Below are 1,478 nucleotides of genomic sequence, written 5' to 3'. Positions count from 1 at the left end.
CGTAGTGGCCGGGCATGTGCTTGTTCTTGAACACGCGGGACGGGTCGGAGTTAGCACCCATGGAACCCACGCCACGGTGATACTTGGAACCGTGAGCCATGGGGCCGGTGTGCTGATTCCAGCGGTAGATGGCGCCGGTGAAACCGTGGCCCTTGGTGATGCCGCTGATGTCCACCTTTTCGCCTTCGGCGAAGATGTCAGCTTTCACTTCCTGGCCGATTTCGTAGGAAGCGCTGTCTTCCAGACGGAATTCGCGCAGGGTGCGCATGGGAGCGACGCCCGCTTTCTTGAAGTGACCGGCTTCGGGCTTGTTCACAAGCTTTTCCACGCGGTTTTCGGGAATGGCGTCGAAGCCGAACTGAACTGCTTCGTAGCCGTCCTTTTCCATGGTTTTCTTCTGCACCACGGTGCAGGGGCCGGCCTGGATAACGGTGACGGGCACCAGGCGGCCGTCTTGCAGGAAGATCTGGGTCATACCCAGCTTCTTACCAACGATTGCCTTCTTCATAATTACCCTCCTGCCTTACAGCTTGATTTCGATCTCGACGCCAGCGGGCAGATCGAGCTTCATCATGGCGTCCACGGTACGGGGGTTGGGGTTGTGCACGTCGATGAGGCGCTTGTGCGTGCGGCGTTCAAACTGCTCGCGGCTGTCCTTATACTTGTGCGGAGAGCGGAGAATCGTAACGATTTCCTTTTCGGTGGGAAGCGGGATGGGACCCGACACGCGGGAACCGGTGCGCTTCGCGGTTTCCACAATGCGCTCGGCGGACTGGTCGATCAGGTTGTGTTCGTACGCCTTGAGCTTGATGCGGATTTTCTGGCTGGCCATGTGATTACCTCCTATTGTTTTCGTACTCACGGCTGACGGGGGGAGTCTTTCGACTGAGGAGATTGCGCTTCGCAGGGAGCGTTTCCTCAGCAAAGCCCGTCGCCTTCCGCAGGATTTTCCTGCGGCCCGAGTCCGTTCGTCGGGGTCGTGCCCCGGCTGGTCCGCGATAATTACCCGTTCTGGCCGGAACGGCAACTTACCGCTTCATCCCATAAACAGACAACAGTCACATTATAAAGCATCTTTGCAAAAATTGCAAGCTTTTTTCAAGCCATTTTTCACTTTTTTTTACGATTTTTTTCACTTTCTTTTCCCGGAAACCCAGCAATTGCGCACATTTTCCAAAAATGTCTTGGCATCCCTTCCGGGTGTGTCGCACGATTGCAAATCTCTGTTTTGTGCTGTTTTCAAAAAGCTTGACAAAGGACAAAAACTGCATCTTGTGTGTTCCCTTTTTCCTGCCACAAGATTTAGAAAAGCAAAAAAAGAAGGCCGGAAATCATGTTTCCGGGCCTCCGTTTTCGGAATTTGTGGTATCTGGTTTCATCTCTTCCATTTGTGCTATGCAGAACTTGATTTTGATGCCCTGATCGGAGAAAAACTGTTCGTGCTCGCTGACGTAGTTGGGGGTGAAACCGGAGGCGTG

General features: G+C 53.9%; 3 protein-coding genes. 1 reads left to right on the top strand and 2 read right to left on the bottom strand.

Features of this window, described 5'->3' with window-relative positions:
• Together rplC and rpsJ are read right to left on the bottom strand one after the other, a co-directional pair.
• On the bottom strand, positions 1-508 hold a 508-nt coding region (gene rplC, locus Q0628_RS06490), incomplete at its 3' end, for a 50S ribosomal protein L3 (RefSeq protein WP_298769304.1).
• A 15-nt stretch (positions 509-523) separates the two neighbouring features.
• Complete coding sequence (gene rpsJ / locus Q0628_RS06485) at positions 524-832, bottom strand: 30S ribosomal protein S10 (protein ID WP_298769302.1); 309 nt, start codon at positions 830-832, stop codon at positions 524-526.
• Between the two features lie 244 nt (positions 833-1,076).
• Between rpsJ and Q0628_RS06480 the strand changes: the two genes are divergently transcribed.
• Positions 1,077-1,478, top strand: a 402-nt coding sequence (locus Q0628_RS06480) for a hypothetical protein (protein ID WP_298769298.1), incomplete at its 3' end; no start/stop codon positions are given.

The organism is uncultured Fibrobacter sp., from assembly GCF_937877005.1.
In the GTDB taxonomy this organism is placed as follows: domain Bacteria; phylum Fibrobacterota; class Fibrobacteria; order Fibrobacterales; family Fibrobacteraceae; genus Fibrobacter.
Note: the sequence above shows the minus strand (reverse complement) of the source record. Positions and strands in the feature narration are given on the sequence as shown.

What these genes read in the sequence shown, in the direction of transcription:
- rpsJ (WP_298769302.1), bottom strand. Translation starts at nt 832, where the DNA reads ATGGCCAGCCAGAAAATCCGCATCAAGCTCAAGGCGTACGAACACAAC.